Annotated in this window: 2 protein-coding genes and 1 pseudogene; 1 reads left to right on the forward strand and 2 read right to left on the reverse strand. The window is 60.9% G+C overall.

Annotation, left to right across the window (positions count from 1 at the left end; all coding sequences use genetic code 11):
- On the forward strand, nt 1-367 hold a 367-nt coding region (locus tag AB4Z27_RS28675; protein WP_441645937.1), incomplete at its 5' end, for an AMP-binding enzyme.
- A gap of 73 nt (nt 368-440) precedes the next feature.
- Here the strand turns inward: AB4Z27_RS28675 and AB4Z27_RS28680 are convergent.
- A complete protein-coding gene (locus AB4Z27_RS28680) occupies nt 441-2,231 on the reverse strand; it encodes an extracellular solute-binding protein (protein ID WP_441645938.1) in 1,791 nt (596 codons plus the stop codon).
- Nucleotides 2,232-2,465: 234 nt separating this feature from the next.
- Nucleotides 2,466-2,713, reverse strand: a pseudogene (locus AB4Z27_RS28685) (tripartite tricarboxylate transporter substrate binding protein); the annotation flags it as partial.

Below are 2,713 nucleotides of genomic sequence, written 5' to 3' on the forward strand. Positions count from 1 at the left end.
GGCGTCCGCATCGGGCGTCCGCATCGTCGACCGCATCAAGGACGTGATCAAGACCGGCGGCGAGTGGGTGTCGTCGCTCGAGGTGGAGGGGCTGGTGGCGCAGGTGCCCGGCGTGCGCGAGTGCGCAGTGATCGGCGTGCAGGACGCGCGCTGGGGCGAGCGGCCGATGGCCTTCGTGGTCGGCCAGCCCGGCCACGCCGTGGATGCGGCCGAGATCCGTCAGCGCCTGCTGGACCATGTGGCCGGCAACCGCCTCAGCAAGTTCGCGGTACCGGAGGCGGACCGCATCGTCTTCGTGACCGAGATCCCCAAGACCAGCGTCGGCAAGATCAACAAGAAGCAGCTGCGCGAGTCCGCGCAAGGCTGACCCCGGCCGGGGGAGGAGAGCAGCAAAAAGGCCAGCCGCGAGGCTGGCCTTTTCTTTGGTTCGTTGTGAGTACCTATAAAGCAGAACCCGCCGATCTGGCAGCACCGGTGCCCCACCAAAGTGAGATAGGCCAGCGTTCCGCCGAGAGATTCATGGGGATTCCATCGGGATGAGAGAGTTCGCGCCGAAAGGCCAACCATCGTTGCGATTGGTAGCCAAACGGGACCATAAGCCACTGGTCCAGTAGCTTTCTGTCTAATGTACGTGCCACTTCCACCTGGGATGTGCGGGACTTTGCCTGCACGAGGGCTTCGATCAATTCATCGATAGCACCCGAAGTCACCCCCATGAAGTTGTCGGATCCAGGTGTGTTGGCGGCTGCAGCGCCAAAGACATTGCGCAGTTCCGTGCCGGGAGCGTCTGAATTCGAAAATCGGACGCCAGCCATGTCGAAGTTGAAATCCCACAGACGCTTCCGATAGGTTTCGAAACTGACGTCGCGTCGCCTCACATCGATGCCCAGCTTTGCAAGATCCTCGCTGAATCGTGCGATCGGCACATTGGTGGTTGCCGCCGTATCGATAAACTCGAACGAGAACGGCTCGCCGCGATTGTTTCGTAGCACACCGTCGCGCAGATGCCAGCCCGCCTGCGCCAGCAATTTTCGTGCTTCGGCCAACGCACTGCCGTAGCTGCCATCGAAAAGGCGGGGCGCAGAGGCCGACAACTTTCGAGCGTTGGCGTTTGCAGCCAGTTCACTATTGGGGAACCAACTGGTTGTGCGCCGATAGATGCCGTCGTAGTGTTCTCGATTCAGTGCTTCGAAGTCGAACGCCAGGGCAATTGCCTTGCGCACGCGAACGTCCCTGAATAGCGCGTTGCGGGTGTTGAAGACGAATCCTTGGGTACTCGCGATGCCGTGGATAGGAAATTCCCGCTTGATCAGTTGACCGCTCTGAAAGCCTTTGCCGGCATACGCGGACCGCCAGGAATCGAGCCGATGCTCGAACGTCAAATCAATCAGGCCTTTGTGCAGCGCCATGAGTCGCTCTTGGTCGCTCGCAAAGAGACGATACTCGATACGATCGAAGTTGAAGGTTCCCACCCGGACGGGCAGATTGCGGCCCCAATAGTCCGGATCTCTCACGTAGACGATACGGTTGCCGTGATCATGCGCGGCAATGCGATACGGACCGGTGGTAATCGGGGGAACGAGGCTGCCCCCCTTGGATGGATCGCCTGCACGCCACTTGCTGGAGAAAACGGGAACGATGCCAGCAATCAAAGGTAGCTCTGCGCTTGGTACTCGGAAGCTGAATCGTATGGTGCGAGGGTCAACGACCTCGGCCGCTTTCAGGTCCTTGAAGAAGTCGCGCGTCCCGGCATCCGCCTTTTCGTTTGTCAGCGTGTCGAAGGAATATTTGACGTCGGCAGCCAGCACGTGGTCTCCATTGGAGAAGCGTGCCTCACGGCGAATGCGAAAGGTTACCGACCGCTGGTCAGCAGACACTGTGACATCTTCCGCCAGCAATCCGTACGCGCTGGCCGGCTCGTCGGCGCTCGCTTCCAGCAGCGTCTCAAACATGAGCGTGCTGATCCCGGGTGCGACGCTGCCGGTTGAGTACGGGTTGAACGTGTCGAAGCTCGTACTCCGCGTGGGGTTGGACAGCCTTATGCTGCCGCCTTTCTTGGCGTCCGGACTCGCGTAGTCGAAGCGCGTAAATGCTGGTGGGTACTTCAGGTCGCCAAATTGCGCATAACCGTGTGCGGCTACGGCGATCTGTGGCAAGGCCATGATCAATGCCGTGAACAGCGCCAGATGGCTAATGACGCGTTTGCATGGGGCCAGCGCGGAGTTGGGCATCGATAGGCCTTCCCTGACTTTTGTAGTTTTCGGGCTGCCGGCACGTTGGCGGCGTTCGCAGCTTAGCAAACCATCGTGTGAAGTAGGGGGTGCCAGAGTGGGGTGTCGTCATCGCGCGACATCGTGATGGCAGACGCTGACGTTCGCGCGTCTCTGGCCGGTGATCATCACGTCTTCCTCAAAGATTCGAGCGCCTTCCCCGAAAACAGCGGGGCGGGGAAGGCGACGCGCCCTTCAAGGCTGGATATTGAACGTCTTCACGATGCCTGCGTTGCGGTCGAACTCGGCGCGCACGGACTGGCTCAGTTGCGGTAGCGGCAGTTCGGCGATGGGCTCGTAGCCGAGGGCTTCCATGCGGGCGCGGACCTTGGGGGTCTGCGCGGCCTTGTCGACGGCGGTCTGGATCTTGCGCGCCAGGTCTTCCGGCATCTGGCCCGAGGCCACCACGCCGATCCAGTTGCTGAAGTCGACGTCCGGATAGC

It is taken from the genome of Cupriavidus sp. KB_39 (assembly GCF_052114485.1).
Lineage (GTDB): Bacteria > Pseudomonadota > Gammaproteobacteria > Burkholderiales > Burkholderiaceae > Cupriavidus.

Coding starts and splice junctions, on each gene's coding strand:
- AB4Z27_RS28680 (WP_441645938.1), bottom strand. CDS start 2,231: ATGCCCAACTCCGCGCTGGCCCCATGCAAACGCGTCATTAGCCATCTG.